The sequence below is a fragment of the Rhodanobacteraceae bacterium genome (genome assembly GCA_024234055.1).
Classification (GTDB): Bacteria; Pseudomonadota; Gammaproteobacteria; order Xanthomonadales; family SZUA-5; genus JADKFD01.
In genome coordinates, this window is the sequence record JACKOW010000002.1 from 65,224 (window position 1) to 88,979 (window position 23,756).

Here is a 23,756-nt window from a genome sequence, read left to right on the forward strand (position 1 = left end):
GAGCACACCCAAACATCGCACAGTTATCAAACCCCGATATTGCCTTTTACTTCCGTCATTGGCGTAACCAACCGAGCCATCCGCTTGTCCGCTTCGTTAGCGCACGTGTCCCGGTGCGATCGCGGGATTAGGGGTTAGGTGTCGCAAAGGCAACGATAGTCTCAGTTGGGGTCCGCCAGTGGCGACTTTTGCGATTGCGTATGGCCACCTAAGAGCGTCAGCACGCAGCGCCGCCACACCAGAGCCGGGGCGATCGGTGTGCTGGCCATCATCGCCGCGGGTTCGAAACCCTGGTGCTGAGCTTCGCTCTCCTCAGCACCACGCTATTGGAGGTACTCGGCCTGCTTCTGCTTTCCTGCTTTCGCGCACACGTGTCGCGCGCGGTCATAGGGTTGTTGGCAGGGTGTTCGGAGGATGGGCGGCGGGATCCGCCGGCGGCGTGGTTTCGCGAAGTGCGAGCCTTTCGCGGGCGGGTCCCGCCCTGCGGGTCTGCTGGCCAGCCATCGGGAATCAAGAGCGCCGAGTGCAACTCGGTGATCCCGGGTGGCGGCGCGCCCTACTCTACTTGGCTGGCTGGGGATAGTTGGCCAGCGCCGCCACCAGCATCTCCCGCATCTGCTGGCGCAGCTCGGGTGGGGCGAGGATCTCGGCGTCGGCGCCGTAGCGTTGGATGTCCATCAGCAGTTCGCGGGGCTGGGCGTAGGGAATGGTGAGTTCCAGGCTGCCGTCGGGTAGTTGTCGCCGGCGCTGGGCGGGGTGCCGGTGTTCGTCGGCTATCCAGCGGACGGCGGGGGTGTGAAGTGGATGGTGCTGGCGACACCTACATTTCGCCTTTGACATCAAGACAGCACTTCCCAATGGCCTCCCTTCTGCGGGCCGACATGACGCAGTCGGCCAGCTTCGCGCAGCTTGCGTACCAGGCGTTCAACGGCGCTGACGGACTTGCCCAGGTGCGCTGCCGCGTCTGCAAGGGTCAGGGTGGGCTGTCGGCGTAGCAGAGCCAGCAGTTGCGCGTCTGTTTTCACCGGCGTTTTCACCCGCGTTTTCACCGGCGTTTCGGACACAGCGGCGATGGCTTCGAGCAGCCTTTCCAACATGAACTCGATGAACACCGCGCAATCGCTCGCGCGAGTGCTGTCTCTCAGCGCCTGGTAGTAAGCCTCTTGATGTGCGTGCACCACCCGGCCCCTTTTCAGTGCCCAGCCGACCGATCTGCTCGGCAACGGCCGCCGCTTGCGCAATGGCCTTGGCGGTCACTGTGAATGGCGGATGGTACGCTCGGCTCATGCGACCGCGATCTCCTGGTGATGCACCCCGGAATAATCGCCTTTTTCGGACCACGTTGGCGGGAAGTGAGCAATCCCGGCATGGCTGGGGCCAAATGCAGGGCACTCCAACAGCGGGGGTGGGAAAAGCCGTTGAGCAAGCTTGGCTCTCCTTGAAATCGGGTGGCGTCGAGTGTGCCTGATCGGCGGATTAACCTCCGGCGGATCACCCTACTCCGGCTTCGGATACCGCTCCAATGCAGCCATCAGCGTGTCCCGCATCTGCTGGCGTAGCTCGGGTGGGGCGAGGATTTCGGCGTCGGCGCCGTAGCGTTGGATGTCCATCAGCAGTTCGCGGGGCTGGGCGTAGGGGATGGTGAGTTCCAGGCTGCCGTCGGGGAGGACTCGCTGGCGTTGTTTGGGGTGCCAGATTTCGTCGGCTATCCAGCGGGCGGCGTGGGGGCTGAAGCGGATGGTGGCGGTGGCGCTGACCGGGCCGGCGAAGATGCCGTAGCCGGCGGCTTGATGGGTGTCGAGCTGGGTGATGGGGATGTCGTGGGCGGGCTGGTCGGTGAGTTCGGGCTTGCGGATGCGGTCCAGGGCGTAGCGGCGCAGGGCGGCGGGGGCTGGGTCCCAGGCGTCCAGATACCAGTTGTCGCGGTGGTGGGTGAGCCGCTGCGGTGATACCAGGCGTTCGCGATCTTGCTGGGTGGAGCGGGCTTCGTAGGTGAAGCGCAGCTGGCGGCCTTCGAGCACGGCTTCGGTGACGATGCGAAAGACGCTCTGATTGGCGTTGCGGGCCTGGGTGCGCAGCACGCGCAATCGGTCCAGGCGGCGGGCCTTGTCGCCCAGGATCTTGTGGATGCGCGGTTGCAAGGGTCCGAGTGCCTGACTGAGCAGGCCGGCACCGCTGCGTTGCAGCACCTGCTGGGCCAGCATCAGTGCGTAGAGCTCGTCGGCGCTGAGCCATACGCCGGGCAGCTGGAAGGTATCGGCGCCCTGGTAGACGTAGCGCCATACCCGGGCGGGATCGCCCTCGTGCTCCAGCGGTGCGCCGAGGGTGTCGCGCATGAAGCTCAGGTCTCGGTAGAGCGTGGAGCGCGAGCAGTTGGCTTCCTGCATCAGCCGGTCATTGCTCAATCCGTAGCGATTTCGACTCAGCAAGCCGTGCAACAGGGCGATGCGTTCGGTGCGTTCCATGGGGCGGGGTTGGGTGCGGTGGGTGGGAGGATGTTGCCGTTGGGATGGCGTGGCGGCAATGTGGCGCCGATCAATGACCGCCTGCGCACGTGTGCGTGGAAGCGAGCCGCAGTGTTGGACTGGCCACTTTCATCGTTGGGCTGCCGACGGCCGTCGTTGAGGCTGTCGGACTCTGCGATGGGCTGGCAGCGTTCGGCGTTGGGCCGTGCCTTGACCATCGGTGGGCTGGCGGCGTCCATCGTTGAACGGAATTTGCTCAGCCTTGGGCTGGGCGCGTCCATCGTTGGACCGTCGGCGCCCATCGTCGGGCAGCGTGTTGCCCGAATTCGGGTTGGCGGCGTCCATCGTTGGGGGTCGCCCTGCCCACCGTTGAGCTCGCGGCGCTCATCTTTGGGCGGGCGAGGTTCAAGCGCGAGCGCGGCTGGCCCAAGAGCGGGCGCGGGGCGTCCATCGGCGAGTGTGGTTGGCCCAACGATGGACCGGCGAGCTTCCAGCATGAGCCTCGCTGGCCCAAACGCAGACGAACGGCGTCCATTGACGAGTACGGCTGGCCCATCGATGGGGTGCCGAACGCAATCGTTGGATGTTTCGGTCCCGATAACGAAGCGCCCAGGCATTCCGTTCAGACACATTTAACCCGCGTTTCACCGGCTGACATGGCGCGCCGGTTGAATAGCCTCACCCCGGACGCACTGCCCGGGGGGCGGTCGGCGCCAAGGGGCACCGCCGCATCTCGAAAGAAACCAAAAAGGAAAGTCAACATGTCGATTCAAAATCTCGTGAACCTCACTCTCACCGAAGCCCAGATCGTTGCCGTGGACGCGGCGCTGACGACACTGGAAACCGAACTGGCGGGCCTGGTGGCCCTCACCCAGGGCGACAAGCGTCGCATGCAGCGGATGGGAGTGAAGAGCGAAAGCTTCAGCCGTCAGGCCTTGCAGATCATCAGCCAGAATCCGCAGATGATCCCGGCCAATATTCCGGTCGGATCGGCACTGACCGATCTGAAACTGCTGGATCAGCTGCGTCCGATCCTGACGCGGATCACCCGCTTGTGCGAACGTGGCAACGATACCGATGCGGCGTTGGGCAACGACATCATGACGGTGGCCTTGCAGGCCTACGGGCTGCTGAAGCTTACTGGTCGCAGCGAAGGTCTGGAGGGCTTGCGACGTGATCTGTCTGGACGGTTCTCCCGCACCAGGCGAGCACCCAAGTCGAATGAGGCGGCGGAAACGCCACCGCTACCAAAGGCAGCCTGAGGCTGCCAAGATCAGTGATGTGCAGAAAGAGCCGCTCCAGCGGCTTTTTTCTTTTGGGTGGCGTCACCGCCCGGACAGCGCTGCGCGCAGTTCGGGCTACAACGGCCGAGGCTCCTGCTCTTCGTAGCCCGTTGTGCCGCGCAGCGGCTCAGCGGGGCTTTTGTCGGAAATTTCCTACGGCGATTTCAGGGAAATGCCGGTTCGTGGACTGGCTTGCGAATGAAATGCTGCCAAGCATGCAGAACGTGCGCCGAATTGATCCTGAGGGTAGACCCGTCTTTGTCACTCAGGTGACGCGTCACCGATTGCCGCTGCTGGCGGGGCTTGAGCCGCTGTTGCTCGAAGTGATCGCGGAGTTGCGAGTCGAATTCGGGATGCGCGTTTTCGCCCATGTGATCTTGCCGGACCATCTGCATCTGATCGTTCACGGATCCACGGATTTCGGCGCGTTCATTCAATCGCTCAAGCTGCGGATGGTTCGGCGCCACGGGCTCCAGAATTTGTGGCAACGTCGCTTCTATGATCACGTGATTCGCAATGAAGACGATCTTCGTCGGCATCTGGACTATGTGCACTACAACCCAGTGAAGCACGGCCTGACGGCACGCCCGGAAGATTATCCGTACACCTCGTTCCGGCGCTATCAAGCGCTGGCGTGGTACCTGCCCGGTTGGGGACACGTGCCGCCGGTAGGAGTTTCGACCATGGAGTTGGAGTAGAGCCGACCCAGCTCTTCGTAGCCCGTTGTGCCGCGCAGCGGCTCAGCGGGGCTTTTCCGCGTCACCGCCCGGACAGCGCTGCGCGCAGTTCGGGCTACAGGAGCTTTTGTAGCCCGTTGTGCCGCGCAGCGGCTCAGCGGGGCTCTTCGCGTCACCGCCCGGACAGCGCTGCGCGCAGTTCGGGCTACAGGAGCTTTTGTAGCCCGTTGTGCCGCGCAGCGGCTCAGCGGGGCTTTTCCGCGTCACCGCCCGGACAGCGCTGCGCGCAGTTCGGGCTACAGGAGCCGTTGTGCCGCGCAGCGGCTCAGCGGGGCTTTTCCGCGTCACCGCCCGGACAGCGCTGCGCGCAGTTCGGGCTACAAGAGCCGTTGTGCCGCGCGGCTCATCGGGCTGGGCGCCTGCTCAGCGCCCCAGCTTGTCGAGCACCGCGCGCAGATCCGGCCCCATCGGCGCATTGAACTGGCGCTCGTCGCCGCTGTCGCCCCAGGGGAAGCGCAGGCTGTGGGCGTGCAGGAACAGGCGCTTGAGGCCGCGGGATTTCATCAACTTGTTGAAGTTCTCGTCGCCATACTTGGGATCGCCGGCCAGCGGATGACCGATGTGCTGGGCGTGTACGCGGATCTGGTGGGTGCGGCCGGTGACGATTTCGACCTCGACCAGGGTGGCGTCGGCATAGCGCTCGATGACCTTGAAGCGTGACAGCGAGGCCTTGCCCAGGTCCTCATTGACTTCGACCATGCGCTCGCCGCCGCGCAGCTGGTTCTTGTGCAGTGCGGCGTCGACCTCGAAGCGTTCCTGTTTGGGAGAACCTGCAATCAGGGCGAAATAGCGCTTCTGCACCTTGTTTTCGCGGATCAGCGCCTGCAATCGGCGCAGTGCACTGTGCTTCTTGGCCAGCAGCAACAAGCCGCTGGTGTCGCGATCGAGGCGATGCACCAGTTCGATGTTCTGGGTGGGGCGGATGGCGCGCATGGCCTCGATGGCCCCCAGGGAAATGCCGCTGCCGCCGTGGGCCGCCAGCCCGCTGGGCTTGTCGAGCAGCAGAAATTCGCCATCTTCGAACACGATGCGTTCGGCCAGGGTGTCGCGCAAGCCCTCCGAGGGAGCGGCCAATTCGCCCGCTTCAGCCACCCGCAGCGGTGGGATGCGCACCAGATCGCCGGCTTCCAGGCGCTGTTCGGGTTTGGCGCGCTTGCCATTGATCCGCACCTGGCCGGTGCGCAGCACCCGGTAGACGGCACTCTTGGGCACACCCTTCAGGCGTGAGGCCAGGAAGTTGTCGATGCGCTGGCCGGCGCGCTCGCTGTCCACCGTCTCGATACGCACGGCCACGGGCTCGGGAGGCGGCGCCGGGGCGGGCGCGGGCCGAGGCGACGCCGCCGGCAGAGATCGGGATCGCGGCGTCTCTGGGCGCGCTGTGCGGCCGGATTCTGGCTTTCGCGAGACAGACCTGGCCGACGGTTTGCGTGACTGCTCGCGTGCCGGGCCGTCCTTGGCTGCCGCGGCAACCCGCCCGGAAGGCGACTTGCGCGGCTCTGACGAGCGTCCGGCGCGGCTGCCAGTGACGTTCATCACCCGCTTGTTGCCCTTCGCACCCTTTGCTGGCGGCGTTGCACCCCGCCCGGCAGGCCTGGAACTCTTGCGCATAGTCGCTTTCCAACGCTGAGGATGCTTCCGCCGCCTGAGCTTGTTATGATCGGGCGGTCCGCGTCTTGGCCACCCATCAGGGGCCAGGGCAAGGAACCGTCCAGGGAAGCTAGAGTATAGAGCCGTCGGACGGAGGACCCGAGACCCCGCATGGGGCCTTGCGTAACCCAAGGATTTGTAAGCGCGCTCCCGCCTCGCCTTTCACATTCCAGGCGCCGCCCACGCTTTTGCCAATGGCAAAGTCGGTTGCGGCCTCAGCGGAAAGAAGGGTCGCGGTGGTTGAGCGGCAAGGGCAACAATAAAAATGAAGAGAATGTTGATTAACGCCACGCAGCCGGAAGAGCTGCGTGTAGCCATCGTCGATGGCCAGTCGCTGTACGATCTCGATCTGGAAATTCCTTCACGGGAACAGAAAAAATCGAATATCTACAAGGCTCGTATCACCCGAGTCGAACCCAGTCTTGAGGCGTGTTTCGTCGAATACGGCGGCGATCGTCACGGCTTTTTGCCACTCAAGGAAATCTCGCGGCAATACTTTGCCGAGGGCACCAGCCTGAAGAACAACATCCGTGAAATCCTGCGCGAAGGCCAGGAGATCATGGTGCAGGTCGAGAAGGAAGAGCGTGGCAACAAGGGCGCCGCCCTGACCACCTTCATCTCGCTGGCTGGCCGCTATCTGGTGCTGATGCCGAACAGCCCCAATGCCGGTGGCGTCTCGCGCCGGATCGAGGGCGAGGATCGGCAGGCCCTGAAGGAGGCCATGGATCAGCTCGAAGTGCCCGATGGCATGAGCCTGATCGTGCGCACCGCGGGCATGGGTCGCGATGCCGAAGAACTGCAGTGGGATCTCAATTATCTGACGCAACTCTGGCAGGCCATTGATGGGGCCTTCAAGTCGCGTCCGGCGCCTTTCCTGGTCTACCAGGAGAGCAAGCTGATCATCCGTGCCCTGCGCGACTATCTGCGCAGCGACGTGGGCGAGATCCTGGTCGACAGCGAAGAGGTCTACAACGAAGCGCGCGATTTCATGCAGCAGGTGATGCCGCCGAATCTGCGCAAGCTCAAGTTCTACAACGATTCGATCCCGCTATTCACGCGTTACCAGATCGAGAGTCAGATCGAGAGCGCCTTCTCGCGCCAGGTGCGGCTGCCCAGCGGTGGCTCGCTGGTGATCGATCCGGGCGAAGCCCTGACCGCGGTCGACATCAACTCGGCGCGCGCCACCAAGGGCGGTGACATCGAGGAAACGGCCTTCAATACCAACCTTGAGGCCGCCGAAGAAATTGCTCGCCAGTTGCGCATCCGCGACGTCGGCGGACTGGTGGTGATCGATTTCATCGACATGGAAAACCAGCGTCACCAGCGCGAAGTGGAAGATCGCATCCGCGATGCCATGAAGCTGGATCGAGCCCGCGTGCAGATCGGCCGCATTTCCCGCTTCGGCCTGCTGGAGCTGTCGCGCCAGCGACTGCGCCCGTCGCTGGGTGAATCCAGCGCGATGATGTGTCCGCGCTGCTCCGGCAACGGCCGCATCCGCAGCGTCGAATCGCTGTCGCTGTCGATCCTGCGCCTGATCGAAGAGCAGTCGATGAAGGACAACACCGGGCAGGTGGTGGTCCAGGTGCCGACTGAAGTTGCCAATTACCTGTTGAACGAGAAGCGCGCGGCCATCAGTGCCATCGAGCAGCGCCACGAGACGCCGGTGATCGTCATTGGCAACGAGCACATCGAAACCCCGGAATTCGAGATTCAGCGCGTGCGAGCCTCGGAGGTCGAGGAAAATCCCCGTCCGAGTTACGCCCGAGTACAGACGCCGGCTTCGGTGGCGATGGAAAAGGCCATGGCCGGCGGCGGCACCGAGGCCCAGGGAGAAGCACCTGCGGTCAGCGGCATACGCCCGCAGATGCCGGCACCGGTGCGCACTGCCGTCGAGGAACAGCCCGCACCGGCAGCGGAGATCCCGGCGCCGGTGCAGCATCTGGGCCTGGTGGCGCGTTTCATGGGCTGGCTGCGCAAGCGTTCGGCAGCACCCGCTGCCGACACGGCCGTAGCCGACACCAAGCCGGAAAGCGAAGAATCCAGTGCGAGCGGAAGCGCCGGCAGCAACAACCGCGGTTCCCAGCGCAACGACCGCGACCGTGACCGCAACCGCGGTCGCCGAGGGGATCGCCCGGATCGTTCCGATCGATCCGACCGTGGCGAACGCAAGGAACGCAGCGAGACCGCTGCGGCCAGTCCGGCAGCAGCGGACTCTGATCGTCGCGGCGACCGACAGCAGCGCCAGCGCGGCGATCGCCAGCGCCAGGATCCCAGGCAGCAGAACAAGCAGCCGGCGCCAGCCACGGGCGGCGAAGCGCAGGCGAGCCGTGACCCGGCTGCAGCGCAGCAGCCATCGCGGCGGCAGGACCGGCCGCAGCGCCAACGGGGCGAGCCGAGAAAGCCTGAGGCCGCACCGGCCACCAGCGACGACGCCCTGCTGGCAGCAGCGGCGACCGCTACCGCCGCGAGTGTACTGGGCGCAGACGTGATGGCAGATCAGGCCACCGATGCGAGCGCGTCTTCGGTGAGCGAAAGCACGGCCACACCCACCGCAGCCACGGGTGAAGGCGCAACAGCAGAAGGCGCGCCACGCAAGCGCCGTCGCCGTGGTGGCCGTCGTCGCCGCGGTGGTCGTCGCGAGGAAGGCAACGCGGCTGGAACAGCCGAGAATCCGGCGGCCGCCGATGCCGAAAGCGACTGGTCCGAAGACAACGAATCGGAGTCGGACGAGTCCACCGAGTCCACCAGCACCGACATCACACACAAGATGCCGCCGGTACCGGCGCCTGAGTCCGAGGCAAACCCGGCGATTGACGCGACGTCTGGCCAGTCAGAAGCCGCTGCCATGCCGGAATCCGCCGCTGTCGCGAATCCCCCCGTGGTGCCAGCAGAAGCCGCGATCGCAACACCCGCGGAGGCCGAGCCGGCCCCGACAGCGGTTGCTGAAGCCGCGCCCGAGTCTACGGCCCCGTCTCAGCCCGAGCCGAAACTGGCCGACACCCAGCCCGTACCGGTGGTGGCGCAAGGCCCGACCGTTGTTGCGAACGTGGCTGCAGCAGCGGCCCCGACCGCGCTCGAGCCAGTCGCTGCAGAGCCGACGCCAGCTGCGCTGTCCACGGACACACCGGCACCGTCGAAGGCAACTGCTGACGCTGAAGTGGCTGTCAAGGCTGAGGCGACCCCGACTGCCGCATCCGCAGAGCCGACGCCCAAGGCACCCGTGACCCCGCCGCCTCCGCGATCGGGCGATCTGTTCTCCAAGGCATCGCAGCGCGTCGCGGCCGTGGTGGCCGACGAGCCGGAAGCGGACAAGGAAGAGGAAGCCGTGGTAGCGGCTACGGCCGAAGCCGCCGAAGACTCGGTTGCTGACACCGAAGCTGCCCCGGCGCCGACATCGGACGACAGCCGCAACAGCTGATCGACCGCTATGAGCCCGGAACGCGCCTGGCGCGTTCCGGGTGATCATGGACGAGGCGGTGCGCCGGCGCTGTGGCGAAGAATGTAGCGGTGCCGTCACGCAGGCCCTGCGGGCCAACGCACCAGAGCCGGCAAATTGCCTGTCGTAAGTCATGTTGCCCGCGCAGCGGGCTACGTGACGCTCCTGGCCTGTCGCCGTTTTCAGACAGGCCCTGTGGGCCAACCTGAATTGCATTCCTTGCTAGCCCGCATTTCTCCCACCTGTTGCGGAAGATCGCGCAGGGCTTTGCGACTAGCGCAAGGCGCGACGACGAGGAATGGTGATTCCATTGCGAGGAGGAGCAACGCAGCGATAGTCGCAAAGAACGAGCGAGGGCCGCAAAGCGGGCAGATGCGGCCAAACACTCTGTGACTGGTGCGCGCCTCGGAATCGCCTTGTACCGCTAGGGAATTGGGGGCATCTGCTCGCGCAGGTGTGAGAAATGCGGGCTAGGTTGCCGCGTCGGATGGCAACGCAGCGGTGCACGCTCTTCCCCTGCCCCCTGCCCCGCTCTCAAGCCTCGGTCAGCAAGCCGTAGCGCAGCAGCATCAGCGTCAATGCCGATTCGGTATCGACATCCAGCTTGTCGTAGATACGCGACTTGTAGGTGTGGACGGTCTTCTCGCTGATGTGCAGTCGCTCGGCGATGTCCACCGAGCGCACGCCGCGCCCGAGCATCAAGGCCACCCCCAGTTCACGGGCGGTCAAACGGTCCAGAGGTGATTGCTCGCCGCTGGTCGCCGCGAGGGCCAGACGCTGGGCGATGTCATGGTCGATGAAGCGTTGACCCGCAGCCACGGTGCGGACTGCACGCCGCAGGGTCTCCTCGCTGCAGTTCTTGGTGAGAAAACCGCTGGCGCCTGCTTCCAGCAGCAAGCGAGGCAAGGGCCCGTCGCTGTGCATGGTGACGATCACCACGCGCGTGCGAGATTTGTTCCGGGCCAGGCGTTGGGTGACTTCCACACCGCTGATGCCGGGCATGCTCACATCCAGGATCAATACGTCCGGCGCGGATTCGCGCACGATCTGCAACGCCTGCTCGCCTGATTCGCCCTCGGCAATGACTTCGATACCCGAATCGCCGGCCAGCATTCCGCGAAATCCCACCCGAATGATGGCGTGGTCATCGACGATCGCAACTCGGATGGTCATGGCAACGCTCCGGTGATTCGCTCTGGTGCAAGTTTGCACGAATCGATCACCCGTGTGAAATCCGCGTAGATGCCTGACCCAGGCAGAAAAATGCTGGCCGTATGCGGGCCCGGCGGTGCCCTATGCTTGGCGCCTTCCTCCCCGCCCACAAGCTCCCGAGTTCATGCGACCCAACGTCCTCCGGTACCTGGTATTCGCCTTGCACTGCCTGGTCCTGACGCTGCCGGGCCATCAAGCGTGGGCCGAGGACGTTCTCGACCAGCAAGCGCAGGCCTGGGTGCAACGCCAGCAATCCGTACGGGTGGCACCGGACCCTGATCTGGCGCCGCTGGATTCGCTGGATGCCAATGGGCGCCATGTCGGATTGTCTGCCGATCTGCTGCAACTGATCTCAAGGCGCAGCGGTCTGCGCTTCGATATCCGGCGCGCCGACAACTTCGATTCCGCCCGTGAGCAACTGAAGAGCGGCGGCGTCGAGATGCTGACCAGCGTATTCGCCACCGATCGTCGCGCCAGCGAGATGCTCTTCAGCCGGCCCTATCTGCATCTGCCGGCGGCCATGATCGGACGCGCCGAGGCCGACTCCGTTGTCGATCTGGATTCCCTGCGAGAGCGTCGTATCGCGGTGGTCCAAGGGCATGTCTGGGCAGAGCTGCTGCGCGACGCCGGCTTTGATGCGGAGCTGCAAGCCGCGCCGAGCGTGCGAGCGGCCCTCCTGGAGGTGGCCGAAGGACGTGCTGATGTCTACATCGGCGATCTTCTCAGTGCCGACCACGCGATGCAACGCAGCGGTTTGAAGCGCGCACTTCGGGTGGTGGGTCAGCCTGGTCTGGAAGCCGATCTGGCCTTTGGCATACGTCCGGATTTGCCGGATCTCAAGCGCGTGCTGGATCAGGCGCTGGCCAGCATCACCGTGGCCGAAGAAGCCGCTCTGCGCGCGCGCTGGGAAGGTCGCTCATCTGCCGATATCGCCCTGGCGCCTGCGGTGCCGATTCCGGCCTCAGTGTCTGCCGAGATCACTCTGCTCAAGTCCGAAGTGGCTTCCAGAAAGGACTGGGACGAGGAGCAACGGAGCGCGGCACTCGCGCAGATTGACAGCGCTCAAGCCCGTGATGGCGAGGCCGATGCCAGTATCGCGCGAATCGCTGCCCTCAGCGCCGATGCACAGACAGCCACTGCCGATATCGAGCGCGCACAAGCCACTGATCAGCAGCAGGCCCGGGCCGAGGATTTGCTGCGCTGGCGCGGCAGTCTGCCCCAGCGGGCCTCGGTCAACGATCTGGAACAATTGTTGGCCACCGAGCAGGCTGCACGCACCGCGCTTCAGGACAAGTTGACCCAGGCCACCAACGCCAGCAATGAGTGGCAGCAGCGTCCCGGCCCGCTCCGACGGGAACTGAGCGAACTGAGCGCACGTATCGACTCCCTGTCCCCCGGCGAGGAAGGCGGCACACTGGAGGAGCGCATCGAGCGCCTGGGCAAGATGGCCGATCTGCGCGCGCTGCGTGCGCGTCAGGCGCTGTTGCTGGCTGAGCAGAGCCAACTCGACCTGCAGCTCGAAGGCGCCGAGGCGCGCAAGCAGAATCTGGCGCGTGATCTCAGTGACCGCAACGAGCGCGTGGCGACACTGGAGCAGCTGATTGCAGAGCGCAGCAACAATGAACTGAGCACCGAGATCGAGCGCCTTCAGGCGCAAGCCGAACTTCATGAGAATTCGCCTGCGCCCTTGCGCGATCTCGCCCGGGAGAATCTCGAGAGCGCCGAACAACTGCTGGCCCTGACCCAGCGGATCGCTGAGCTGCGAGAGCGGGTGCAGGCCCTGACCACGCAGACCAATCGCACCGGCCTGTCGCTGAGCAACGCTCAGGCCCGTATCAAGATCGGTGGCATTACCGACTCGATCGGCAAGGTGCTGATGGCCGAGCGCCGCAAACTGCCCAGCACGGCCGCGCTTCGGTCCCAGCAACTGGACATGCGCGCGGAGGCGGCCGAGGCCCAGTTGGCCCAGATCGCCCTTTCCGAGGAACGCGATGCGCTTGCCAGCGTGCAAGGCGCGCTGGCGGAACGCCTGGCGGAAGCGGATTCCGAGCCGCCGCTGGCACCGGAACGCAAGGCCCAGCTCACGGATCTGCTGCTCTTGCGGGTGCAGTTGCTGCCACGCCTGCAGCAGCAGTATCTGCGCTTGACCCAGCTGCTGGGCGACGCCGACACGCAGCTTGAGCAACTCATCGGCAGCGCCGGACAACTCACCGCGCTGCTGGACCAGAATCTGCTGTGGGTGCCCAGCCACCCGCCGGTCAGTCTGCGCTGGACGGGGGAACTCTGGGAGCAATGGCGGGACCTGCTCAAGCCGACGCGCTGGCGTCATGTCGCCGAAAGGATCCTGGACCGTTTGCCCGAGAATCCGCTGTGGATCGCTGGCCTGCTGCTGCCTCTGGTCCTGGTGTTGCTGCGCCGCCGCATCGACCGGGCGCTGAAGCAGCTGGCCGACAATCTGCGCAGGGTGCGCGAGGACCGTTACCGTTACACGATGCGTGCACTGGTGCTGACGGCCGTGCGCGCGGCACCGATGATGCTGCTGATGCTCATGCTCGGACACATCCTGCAAAGCGTGGGCGCCGGCGGCCGTTTCACCCACAGCCTCGGTAGAGCGCTCAGCGCCATCGCTCCCTATCTGTACGTCCTGACGCTGACCATCGCCATGTGCCGCGACAACGGTCTGGCCCAGGCGCATCTGCGCTGGCCGCGCGCTCGTCGTGCAGCGATCCTGCGGCTGCGCTCCTTCCTCTATCTGGCGTTCATTCCCCTGCTGGTGCTCGCCAGCGTCTGCTTTGCGCGCGACCTGGACAGCGCCAATGGCACCTTGTTGCGCATGGTGCTGGTGATACTGCATCTGTCATTGGCGGCCATCAGCTGGTGGCTGCTGCATCCAGAGCGCTTGCTGTCGACACGCGGCGGTAGCCCGGGACATCAGTCGGGCATGAAGCGCGCCCTGCGGCTGGGACTGACGCTCGCTTTCCTGATGCTCGCGGCACTGCCTCTGTTCGGCTTCGTGCTGACCTCAGCCCTGCTGCTGAAGCTCAGCCTGAGCACGCTGGCGGTGCTGCTGGCCGTCAGCCTCGCACACGGCCTGGTCTTGCGCTGGCTGATGCTGGGTGAACGGCGCCTTGCCCTGGCCAGACAGGCGCAGGCCGGGGAAGCCGACAAGGGAGATGCCGGCGGCGCCAATCTGGACGCACCCGAGCTCGTCCAGGACAGCGTCGACGTGCGCCTGGCCAGTTCGCAGTCGCGGCGACTGTTGCGTGCCTTCACGGTGTTGCTGTTGGTGCTCGGACTGGCCTGGTCGCTGGCCGAGGTGGCGCCGGCCTTCACCCTGCTTGATCGGATCGTGCTCTGGCACACCAGCGAGATGGTCGATGGCGCAGCCCAGATGCGGGCGGTGTCGCTGGCAGATCTGAGTCTGGCGCTGATCACGCTGGTATTGGGCATCAGTGCGGCAAGGAATCTGCCCGGCCTGCTGGAAATCATGCTGCTGGAGCGTTTTCTGGCGGATGCCTCGATGCGCTATGCCATCGTTGCTGTCACCCGTTATGTCATCACCTTTGTCCTGCTGGTGGCGGTATTCAGCTTTCTGGGCCTGCGCTGGGGCCATCTGCAATGGCTGGCCGCCGGCTTCTCGGTGGGGCTGGGCTTTGGCCTGCAGGAGATCTTCGGCAATTTCGTCGCTGGCCTGATCCTGCTGTTCGAGCGCCCATTCCGGGTTGGCGATGTGGTCACCATCGGTGAGCTGACCGGCACGGTGCGGCGCATCCGCACCCGCGCCACCACCATTGCCGATTTCGACAATCGCGAGATCGTCATCCCCAACAAGACCTTCATCACCGAGCGTTTCGTCAACTGGACGCTCAGCGACACCACCACCCGCATCATCATCAAGGTGGGCGTGAGTTACGACTCCGACCCGGCCCTGGTGCGCTCGACCCTGCTGCAGCTGGCGCAGCAGCATCCGGCGGTGCTGGCTGACCCGCCACCGGCAGCACTGTTCATGGCCCTGGCCGACAGCACGCTGAGTTTCGAACTGCGCTGCTTCGTTCGAGAAATCGGTGACCGCCTGCGGGTCAGCGACGACCTGCACGCCCAGATCATCGACAGCTTCCGGCGCCTCGGCATCAGCATCGCCTACCCGCAGCTGGATCTGCATCTGCATCGCCCGACGGCGAAGAAGGCCGTCGACGAGGGCGAGAGGGCTCGGGAAGCCGAGGGCACGTGAAGCCGAGGGCACGAGGGCACGTGAAGCCGAGGGCGCGAGGGCGCGAGGGCACGAGGGCACGAGGGCGCGAGGGCGCGTGAAGCCGAGGGCGCGAGGGCACGAGGGCGCGTGAAGCCGAGGGCGCGATGGCGCGTGAAGCCGAGGGCGCGAGGGCACGAGGGCACGAGGGCACGAGGGCACGAGGGCGCGACGCATCTTCCATCATACTGGCGTCATTGCGAGCCACCTGTATCGGCCCAATGCTGCCCACCGGCCATGAACCCGCCGTCGTAGGTCATGTTGTCCGCATCAGCGGACTACGTGACATCCAATTGCGTCACGTAGCTCGCTACGCGAGCAACGTGACCTACAACAGCAAATCAACGACTTGCGATATGGGTTCATGGAGAGCGCAGCGAAGCAATCCAGATGCGCGCTCACAAATCCCTGGATTGCTTCGTCGCTGCGCTCCTCGCAAAGACGCTGAGGTGGGCTGTGCTCTCTTGCCGTCTGGTCGTCCCGCTCTCAGGCCCTCGGCTTCACGCGCCCTCGTGCCCTCGTGCCCTCCTGCCCTCCTGCCCTCCTGCCCTCCTGCCCTCCTGCCCTCCTGCCCTCCTGCCCTCCTGCCGTCGCGCCCTCGTGCCCTCGTGCCCTCGTCCCCCCCCCAACGCACTTTCATTTCCCTTTTTGCCGCAATCACCGATAGCCTAGGGACTTCTCTGCAGCAACTTTCCCAGGCCATGACAACTCCCGGATTGATTCCTATCGCGCGCGGTTCCCGTGATCTCTCGGTGCTGACCAGGTACGCCAACCGCCACGGCCTGATCGCCGGTGCCACCGGCACCGGCAAGAGCGTGTCGCTGATGCTGCTGGCCGAAGAATTCTCCAAGCAGGGCGTACCGGTGTTTCTGGCCGACGTGAAGGGCGATCTGGCCGGCCTGTCGCAGGCCGCCGTGCTTGGCGACAAGCTCCGCAACCGCTTGAAGATGCTCGGTATCGAGGACAGCTGGAAACCGGGCGCCAATCCGGTGGTGTTCTGGGACATCTACGGCAAGAACGGCCATCCGTTGCGCACCACCATCACCGAGATGGGGCCGATCCTGCTGGCGCGGCTGATGGATCTGAACGACGTGCAATCGGGCGTGCTCAACGTGGTCTTCCGGGTGGCTGATCAGGAAGGCCTGCTGCTGATCGATCTGCCGGATCTGCGGGCGATGCTCAACTACGTCTCCGAGAACGCCAAGAGCATCTCGGCCGAATTCGGTCTGGTATCGAGCACCTCGATCGCCGCGGTGCAACGGGCGCTGCTGGGACTGGAGGATGTCGGGGCCCGCGCCTTCTTCGGCGAGCCGGCCTTCGAGCTCAAGGATTTCTTCCGCATCGACCCGCAAGGTCGCGGGGTGATCAACATGATGAGCGCCGAGCAGCTGATCCTGAAACCGCAGCTGTATTCCAGCTTCCTGCTGTGGCTGCTGTCCGAGCTGTTCGAGCAGTTGCCGGAAGTCGGCGATCTGGACAAGCCACGGCTGGTGTTCTTCTTCGACGAGGCGCATCTGCTCTTCGATGGCGCCCCGCCCTCGCTGGTGCAGCGCGTTGAGCAGGTGGTGCGGCTGATCCGTTCCAAGGGGGTCGGCGTGTATTTCTGCAGCCAGAACCCCGATGACATCCCCAACGACATCCTCGGCCAGCTCGGACACCGCGTGCAGCACGCGTTGCGGGCCTTCACGCCGCGTGACCAGAAGGCGGTCAAGACCGCGGCCGAAACCTTCGTACCGAACCCGAAGCTGGACGTGGTCGCGGCCATCACCGAGCTGGGTGTGGGCGAGGCGCTGGTGTCATTTCTGACAGAGGGCGGCCGACCGGAGATGGTCGAGCGCGCCTGGATCCTGACGCCGGGCTGCCGCATCGGCGCCATCACCGAGGAGGAACGCCAGGCGGTGCGCGCGCAGAGCCCGATCGGCACCAAATACGATGAGGCCATAGACCGCGAATCCGCCTACGAGGTACTCAAGCAGCGCGCCGAACCTCCCGCGGCAGCGCCAGCAGCGCCCGAGGTGCCGGCCTCGGACGGTGGCGGCTGGTCGCTGAACTGGCCCTGGGGCAAGCCCGAAACGCCACCGCCCGCCCCGGCGCCTGCGCCGCGGCCGCGGGCCCCGGCCGCGCCACGACCGGCACCCGCCGCCAAGCCGGCTTCCCGCGGCCGCCAGCGCGAAGGCGTGGGCGAGGCATTCGCCAAGTCGGTGGCACGCTCGGTCGGCAGCCAGTTCGGCCGGCAGCTGCTGCGCGGCATCCTCGGTGCGCTGACCCGCAAATAGCCCACCTGTGGGAGCGGACTCTGTCCGCGATCGCCGGTGTGATTGATGTCCCGATGGGTCGGCGTCTGCGCCGGTCGCGACGCGAGGTCGCTCCAGGCGTCCGTATCTTCGTAGCAGCGACCTTGCGTCGCGACGGTCACCAAGGGGATACGACACCATCGGACCCTGTCGAGTAGTTGCGGGCAGGAGCCTCAACGCGGAGAACGCCGAGGGCCGCGGAGAACGCAGAGAAAGGCTCATTGAAGACCGATCTGCTTCTCTCCGCGTTCTCTGCGCATCTCTGCGTTCTCTGCGTTCGGCTTCTGGCATACAGCCCGACACGGTTTCCGGTCTTCGCTGCCGCGTCGCGACCGCGAGCTCCAACCTGCAACGAAGCCCTGATCGCGGCTGAAGCCGCTCCCACAGCGAGCCGAGCCCGCTACACCCGCCGCAGCCGCGGCGTCACCATCGGCACCGTCAGCATGGTGCTGAGCACCGCCATGATCAGCAGCGCGGTGAAGGTCTCGTTGCTGATGATGGCCTTGTCCAGCAGCACATTGGCAAAGATGATCATGATCAGGGCCTTGGTCTGCAGCAGCCAGCCGATCACGCTGGCCTGTCCGGCCGGCCAGCCCAGGATGCGGCCGGCCAGATGCACGCCGGCGAGCTTGCCGCTCACCGACACCAGCAACAGTGCACCTGCTGCCAGGAACACCGCAGCCCCACCCACCTGCCACTGCGTGCGCAGGCCGGTGCTGAGGAAGAACACCGGCATCAGTACCAGCAACACATGGCTGCGGAGCAGGTCCATGCGCTCCTGATGGAACCAGTGGCTGTCCATGATGGCTCCGGCCAGGAAGGCGCCGACCATGAAATGCAGTCCGGACCAGTCAGCGGCAAATCCCACCAGCGCCAGCCAGATCAGCGCCAGATACCAGCGATCTGCCTCGGGCACCTTGCGCATCAAGCGGCGAAATCCGAAGCCGATGACGGTAAATCCGATGAGGAACAGCAGCTGCCGACCGACCCGATCCCAGTCCAGCAGGATCAGCGCCAGTACCGCCCACACCGCCAGGTCATCGAGACTGGCATAGCGCAGGATCCGCTGGCCCAGGGGCTGGCGCAGGATCGCCAGTTTCTCCATGAACAGGATCAGGATCGGCAAGGCCGTGACCGCGCAGGCCATGCCGATGCCGAGCATGAACTGCCAGTGCTGTGCACGGGCGCCAATCCATCCCGGGAAATACAGCAAGCGCGGCGCCCGCCAAACTGCCCAGCAGCAGCGGCAAGGCAAAGGCCAGCCCGGCGGTGATTCCACTCTCGCGCCTGTAGCGCCAGGCCTGATGCAGATCCAGCTCGATGCCGGCAATGCCCACGAACAGCATCACCGCCCACCAGGCGATGCCGTTCAGGGCCGCAATCACTGGCGCATCGAAGACGAAGGCGTAATAGTCGGGAAAGATCGATCCCAGCATGCCCGGACCGAGCACAATGCCGGTGACGATCTGGACCACGACCAGCGGCGCCCAGTATTCGGTGCGCCCCAGCCGCCAGATCAGATAGGGCGCGGCGAAGATGATCGTCAGCGCAATCAGGAAGACTTCGGCGGTGTTCATGGGCCAATCTCAGGGCTGATCGCCCCGCAGCGCGCGCACGTCGGCCTCCAGCGTGGCGGCACGGGCTTCCTCCGGGGGCCTCGGCTTGCCGACCACCAGGCCCACCCGGGACCAGAAGCGCCGAGGCAGCTTGAGCCGTCCGAGGAGCTGATTCTGGCGCGAGAACACGCTGCCCCAGAGTCCCTGCAGGGCCATCGGCACCACCGTGACCGGATCGCGCTGGAGAATGCGCTCGACGCCGGGACGGAAAGGCGCGATCTCGCCATCGCGGGTCAGGCCGCCCTCGGGGAAAATGCAGACGATGTTGCCGTCGCGCAGTTCCCGCGAAACCTCCTCGAAGGCCCTCTCCATCAGCACCGGATCTTCCTTGGCCCCGGCGATCGGGATGGCCTTGGCCCAGCGAAACACCTGTTTCGCAATCGGCATGTCGAAGATCTTGTAGTACATGACGAAGCGCACCGGGCGCGGCACCGAGCCCAGCACCACCAGCGCATCGACGTAGCTGATGTGATTGCACACCAGCAGCACCGGCCCCTCATCGGGGATGGCGTCGATGCCGCGGATACGCAGCCGGTACATCACGTTGACCAGGATCCAGGCGATGAAGCGCAGCAGGAATTCGGGCACCAGCGTGTAGATGTAGACCGCGACCACGGCATTGAACAGCGCCGTCACCAGCAGCACCTGGGGCAGGCTGAGGCCAATGCCATTCATCAACAGCCCGGCCAGCAGCGATGCCGTCACCATGAAAATGGCATTGAGAATGTTGTTGGCGCCGATCACCCGCGAGCGATGGCTGGCAGCACTGCGCTGCTGGATCAGCGCGAACAAGGGCACGATGAAGAAGCCGGAAAAGATCGCCATCAGGACCAGATCGATGGTCAGGCGCCAGCCAAAGGGCGTGGCCAGAAAGCCGGCGATGCTGAGATCAGCCAGTCCGCTGGCCTGCGGCAGCGCGAAATACAGATCCAGCCCGAACAGGGTCATGCCGATGGAGCCGAACGGCACCAGGCCAATCTCCACCTTGCGCCGCGACAGCAACTCGCACAGCAGGGCGCCGATGCCGGTGCCGATCGAGAACAGGGCCAGCATCAGCGTGAATACCGAGGCACCACCGCCGACGATGTCGCGCACGTACACCGGCAGGATCAGGAAATACATCGAGCCGTAGAACCAGAACCAGCTGATACCCAGGCAGCTGAGGAAGACCGTGCGATTGCCCGCCAGAAACTTCAGACTGCGCCAGGTCTCGGTGAAGGGATTCCAGTTGACCTTCAGGGTCGCATCCACCGGCGCAGTGGCCGGCATGGCCAGCGCCGCCAGCCAACCGGCAACGGCCACCGCAATCACCACCGCAGCGGTGAGCATCAGCCCGGTCTCGGGGTTGCTGACCATCGTCGTGCCGGCCAGTGTGCCGAGCAGGATGGCCACCATGGTCGCACTCTCGACCAGGCCATTGCCGCCGGTGAGTTCCTCGTCACTCAGCACCTGCGGCAGGATGCCGTACTTGAGCGGCCCGAACAGCGTCGACTGCAGCCCGGTCAGGAACATGATGCCGAGCAGGATCGGTGCACTCTTGAGCAGGAAGCCGGCAGCCGCCCCCAACATCAGCAGGACCTCGGCGCCCTTGATCCAGCGCGCCAGTCTGGCCTTGTCGTACTTGTCGGCAAGTTGCCCGCCCAGCGCCGAAAACAGGAAAAAGGGCAGGATGAACAGGGCTCCGGCCAGCAGCGAGAAGTTGGCATCGCTGACCCCGGTCTTGATCGCCCCGACGAACACCACCAGGGCCACGAAAGCCTGCTTGAAGACGTTGTCGTTGAAGGAACCCAGCGACTGCGAGAGGAAGAAAGGCAGAAAACGGCGCTGGGCCAGCAGGCCGAATTGGCTGTGTCCGGACATGGGTATACGCGCGCGCGAAAGTTGACGGCGAGGCTAGCACTTCGGCGCCCCAGCGCGGCGCCCTCCTCAGCCAGGACGCGTGATGACCATCGCTCAGGGCTTGCGATAGATGTGCACAAAGCGATCGGTCTGACCGCGGATGGCTGGATTCATCACGCCCAGAGTTCGACTGTCGTCCGCATTGCGCAGCGCCGGGATCGAGCCGGCAAACTCCAGCCCATGCGCCTTGAAATCGGCGATGGCGAAAGCCTCTTCGATGCGGTGCAGGGTCTGCGCGGCGGTCTTGCCGGTTCCAGCCGCGGCCGAGTGATCGACGATCAGGAGTACGCCACCCGGCTTGAGTGCGGTCACGATCTGGTCGATGAACTGACCAGGTTCGATCGCCGGCCAGCCGCCAGCCTCATCAGCCACATACAGATCATGGTAGGACATGATGATCAGCGCGCCATCCAGCGAGGCGACCCCAGTTTCATGTTCTCCGACGGATTGATCTCATAGCTGACGTTGGGCAACCGGTCATTGGCAAAGCGCGGAACCGCGTCGGCCTTGGCATAGTCGTGGTAGGGCTGGTTGTTGATCAGCCGCACCCGTCCATTCGGACCCACCAGTCGCGACAGAATCTCGCTGTAATAGCCGCCACCACCAAAGATGTCGGCGATGGTCATGCCCGGCCCGAATCCGGCCAGTTTGAGCACCGCCTGCGGCTGGTCGCGGGTATCGCGCTCTCGGTCTGCGGCGCTGCGATCTGGATGGTCGATGGCAGCCTGTAGAGCCGAATCCGGCGAATCAGGCATCGCGGCACAGGCAGCGAGTAACAGCATCGGCAGCAGCAAGGACAGGCGGAAGGCGCGCATGGACATCTCCGTGAAGAATCCGTGCAGGCTAGACCAGGCGTCAATGCCGGTGCCCGGGTCATTGGTCATTGCCGCGGCCAGCGTAGTGTTCGCTGACACCTGGTTCAAGAGCACTTATCCGCAAAGGACGCCAAGGACGCGAAGAAGATCAGATTCGTCAGATGCTGAGGCGCGTGACGGAAACAGATCTTGCTTCCCTTTGCGTTCTTTGCGTCCTTCGCGGAAAAACACTCTGTTGCCGCCGCAGGGAGCAGCGGTCGCGACGCGAGGTCGCTCCTACGCAGGCGCCTGGTTGTTTGCGATCGACTGCCAGGCCCTGGCCAGTTCCAGAAAGCCGCTCACGGGGACCTGTTCGGCGCGGCTGTCGGGGCGTACGCCACAACTGGCGATGGTGACTGGATCGAGCACGCCCTGGAGGGCGTTGGACAGGGTCTTGCGGCGTTGCGCGAAGGCAGCGCGGACGACCCGATCCAGGGCCGGGGCCAAGGCTTCGCGCTCTGGATCGTGCAGCGGTGTCAGTCGAACGATCGCCGATTCCACCTTGGGCACCGGCCAGAAGCTGCCGGGCATCACCCGAAACAGCTTTTCGACCTTGCAGCGTGCCTGCAGGGCCACACTCAATCGCCCGTAGACCTTGTCGCCATGGGGCGCAGCCATGCGCTCCACGACTTCACGCTGCAGCATGAAGTGCATGTCCTGGATCACGGGCGCGTGGTCGAGCAGATGGAACAGCACCGGGGTGGAGATGTTGTAGGGCAGATTGCCGACCACCCGGAGCATGCGTCCGGCGGCTAGCGCGGTGAAGTCGACGGTGAGGACATCGGCCTCGACCACGCTCAACTGCCCGTGCGCCTGACTCTGCTCGCGCAGCAAGGGCACCAGATCGCGGTCGATCTCGATCGCCGTCATCTGCCCCAGCGCCTGCAGCAGCGGCCAGGTCATGGCGCCGCGACCGGGACCGATCTCGACCAGATGTTGTCCGGACTTGGGCTTGATCGCGCGCACGATGCGATCGATGACTTCCTGATCGCGCAGGAAGTTCTGACCAAAACGCTTGCGCGCGTGCATCAGGCGTTCTGCGAGCGCGCGTCGAGCATGCGCGCCGCTTCCAGCAGCGCTGCCCGCAGCGAGCCCGGATCTGCCCTGCCGGTGCCGGCCAGATCCAGTGCCGTGCCGTGATCGACCGAGGTGCGCACGAAGGGCAGGCCGAGCGTCACGTTGACGGCACTGCCGAAGCCAGCAAACTTGAGCACGGGCAGCCCCTGGTCGTGATACATGGCGAGATAGGCGTCGGTGTGCGCCAGTCGATTGGGTGCAAAAGCGGTATCGGCCGGAAGCGGTCCATCCAGCTGCATGCCCTCTGCGCGCAGCTTGCGCAGCAGCGGTTCGATCACTTGCTGCTCCTCCAGACCCAGATGCCCGTCCTCGCCCGCGTGCGGATTCAGACCGAGCACGGCAATGCGTGGCGCCGGGATGCCGTAATCGCGGCGCAGACCCTGCTCCAGCACGCGCAGACAGCGTTCCAGCATGTCCGGCGCGATGGCGTCGGCGACGGCACGCAGCGGCAAATGGGTGGTCGCCAGCGCCACCCGCAAGGCCGGCCGGGTGCCATCGCCGGGCGCCACCAGCATCATCACCACATGCTCGGTGCCGGCCAGAGCCTGAAAATACTCGGTATGGCCCGAGAACGGATGCTGCTCGCTGTCAAGCACACTCTTCTGCACCGGCGCGGTGACAATCGCATCGAAGCGGCCATGCAAGGCCCCGTCGGCGGCGGTGCGCAGCATGGACAGCGTCGCTGCAGCATTGTCGGGATCAAGCTGCCCCGGCGTGGCCGCGCGCGCCAGTGCTGTCGACACCAGGGCCAGATGCCCGGCCGGCAGCGACTCGCGCTCGGTCGGCTCATCTTCCACCAGTGTCAACGGCAGACCCAGACGTGCCGCGGCGCCGTGCAGACAGCGTCGATCGGCAATGGCCACCACGCGAAAGGGCCAGGCTTGCTGAGCAATACGCACCAGCAATTCCGGCCCTATCCCCGCGGGTTCACCCGCCGTCAGCGCGATCCGATGTGTCTTCATGTCGCCACTGGCCGGCACTGACCCG

General features: G+C 65.1%; 15 protein-coding genes and 1 pseudogene. 5 read left to right on the forward strand and 11 right to left on the reverse strand.

Annotated elements, in window-relative coordinates:
- Positions 1–561 precede the first annotated feature (561 nt).
- The 3 genes from H7A19_04635 to H7A19_04645 all read right to left on the reverse strand — a co-directional run bounded on the left by H7A19_04635 (position 562) and on the right by H7A19_04645 (position 2,465).
- Complete coding sequence (locus tag H7A19_04635; protein ID MCP5474109.1) at positions 562–840, reverse strand: WYL domain-containing protein; 279 nt, start codon at positions 838–840, stop codon at positions 562–564.
- Complete coding sequence (locus tag H7A19_04640; protein MCP5474110.1) at positions 840–1,097, reverse strand: winged helix-turn-helix domain-containing protein; 258 nt, start codon at positions 1,095–1,097, stop codon at positions 840–842. Before H7A19_04640 ends, H7A19_04635 begins: the two co-directional genes overlap by 1 nt.
- A 399-nt stretch (positions 1,098–1,496) precedes the next feature.
- Complete coding sequence (locus H7A19_04645; protein MCP5474111.1) at positions 1,497–2,465, reverse strand: WYL domain-containing transcriptional regulator; 969 nt, start codon at positions 2,463–2,465, stop codon at positions 1,497–1,499.
- A 761-nt stretch (positions 2,466–3,226) separates the two neighbouring features.
- Between H7A19_04645 and H7A19_04650 the strand changes: the two genes are divergently transcribed.
- Together H7A19_04650 and H7A19_04655 are read left to right on the forward strand one after the other, a co-directional pair.
- Positions 3,227–3,727 (forward strand): hypothetical protein, encoded by a 501-nt coding sequence (locus H7A19_04650; protein MCP5474112.1) that lies wholly within the window; start codon positions 3,227–3,229, stop codon positions 3,725–3,727.
- 203 nt (positions 3,728–3,930) lie between these two features.
- Complete coding sequence (locus tag H7A19_04655) at positions 3,931–4,446, forward strand: transposase (GenBank protein ID MCP5474113.1); 516 nt, start codon at positions 3,931–3,933, stop codon at positions 4,444–4,446.
- 402 nt (positions 4,447–4,848) lie between these two features.
- Here H7A19_04655 and H7A19_04660 read toward each other — a convergent pair whose 3' ends face one another.
- Entirely contained in the window at positions 4,849–6,018 is a 1,170-nt protein-coding gene (locus H7A19_04660; GenBank protein MCP5474114.1) for an RluA family pseudouridine synthase, read from the reverse strand.
- Between the two features lie 379 nt (positions 6,019–6,397).
- On the opposite strand from H7A19_04660, the gene H7A19_04665 reads away from it, so the two are divergent.
- On the forward strand, positions 6,398–9,550 hold the full coding sequence (locus H7A19_04665; protein ID MCP5474115.1) for an Rne/Rng family ribonuclease: 3,153 nt from the start codon (positions 6,398–6,400) through the stop codon (positions 9,548–9,550).
- Between the two features lie 552 nt (positions 9,551–10,102).
- On the opposite strand, the gene H7A19_04670 is transcribed toward H7A19_04665, so the two are convergent.
- Positions 10,103–10,741, reverse strand: coding sequence for a response regulator transcription factor (locus tag H7A19_04670; GenBank protein MCP5474116.1), 639 nt, complete (start codon positions 10,739–10,741; stop codon positions 10,103–10,105).
- A gap of 163 nt (positions 10,742–10,904) precedes the next feature.
- On the opposite strand from H7A19_04670, the gene H7A19_04675 reads away from it, so the two are divergent.
- Complete coding sequence (locus tag H7A19_04675) at positions 10,905–15,011, forward strand: mechanosensitive ion channel (GenBank protein ID MCP5474117.1); 4,107 nt, start codon at positions 10,905–10,907, stop codon at positions 15,009–15,011.
- A 719-nt stretch (positions 15,012–15,730) separates the two neighbouring features.
- On the forward strand, positions 15,731–17,305 hold the full coding sequence (locus tag H7A19_04680; GenBank protein ID MCP5474118.1) for a DUF853 family protein: 1,575 nt from the start codon (positions 15,731–15,733) through the stop codon (positions 17,303–17,305).
- Between the two features lie 418 nt (positions 17,306–17,723).
- On the opposite strand, the pseudogene H7A19_04685 reads toward H7A19_04680, so the two are convergent.
- From H7A19_04685 to pdxA, 6 genes and pseudogenes are all read right to left on the reverse strand, one after another.
- Positions 17,724–18,900 (reverse strand): annotated as a pseudogene (locus tag H7A19_04685) (cation:proton antiporter).
- A 9-nt stretch (positions 18,901–18,909) separates the two neighbouring features.
- A complete protein-coding gene (locus H7A19_04690; GenBank protein MCP5474119.1) occupies positions 18,910–20,799 on the reverse strand; it encodes an MFS transporter in 1,890 nt (629 codons plus the stop codon).
- A 93-nt stretch (positions 20,800–20,892) separates the two neighbouring features.
- A complete protein-coding gene (locus tag H7A19_04695; protein MCP5474120.1) occupies positions 20,893–21,231 on the reverse strand; it encodes a hypothetical protein in 339 nt (112 codons plus the stop codon).
- Positions 21,232–21,236: 5 nt separating this feature from the next.
- The gene (locus H7A19_04700; GenBank protein MCP5474121.1) at positions 21,237–21,761 is read right to left on the reverse strand and encodes a hypothetical protein; all 525 of its coding nucleotides are present in this window, start codon (positions 21,759–21,761) and stop codon (positions 21,237–21,239) included.
- A gap of 168 nt (positions 21,762–21,929) precedes the next feature.
- The gene (gene rsmA / locus H7A19_04705; protein ID MCP5474122.1) at positions 21,930–22,721 is read right to left on the reverse strand and encodes a 16S rRNA (adenine(1518)-N(6)/adenine(1519)-N(6))-dimethyltransferase RsmA; all 792 of its coding nucleotides are present in this window, start codon (positions 22,719–22,721) and stop codon (positions 21,930–21,932) included.
- Positions 22,721–23,731: a 4-hydroxythreonine-4-phosphate dehydrogenase PdxA gene (pdxA, locus tag H7A19_04710; protein ID MCP5474123.1), complete on the reverse strand. Its 1,011-nt coding sequence runs from the start codon at positions 23,729–23,731 to the stop codon at positions 22,721–22,723. The genes rsmA and pdxA overlap by 1 nt, the downstream gene beginning before the upstream one ends.
- Positions 23,732–23,756 lie beyond the last annotated feature (25 nt).